The organism is Neisseria sp. P0018.S001, assembly GCF_051957355.1.
Lineage (GTDB): Bacteria > Pseudomonadota > Gammaproteobacteria > Burkholderiales > Neisseriaceae > Neisseria > Neisseria subflava_A.
The window spans coordinates 1-225 of record NZ_JBQCWN010000110.1 but is presented as its reverse complement, the minus strand read 5'-3'; the positions used below and the strand labels follow the sequence as shown (position 1 = coordinate 225).

Annotated in this window: 1 protein-coding gene; it reads left to right on the top strand. The window is 53.8% G+C overall.

Features of this window, described 5'->3' with window-relative positions:
- Positions 1 to 225 (top strand): transposase (locus ACTHTJ_RS11075; RefSeq protein ID WP_440361028.1); only part of this gene is annotated, 225 nt, incomplete at both ends.

Below are 225 nucleotides of genomic sequence, written 5' to 3'. Positions count from 1 at the left end.
CCTATCCCCTGTTGTCCATGTTCAAAGCCGTCCTGCTCGGACAATGGCACAGCCTCTCCGATCCCGAACTCGAACACAGCCTCATCACCCGCATCGACTTCAACCTGTTTTGCCGTTTTGACGAACTGAGCATCCCCGATTACAGCACCTTATGCCGCTACCGCAACTGGCTGGCGCAAGACGACACCCTGTCTGAACTGCTAAAACTGATTAACCGACAACTGA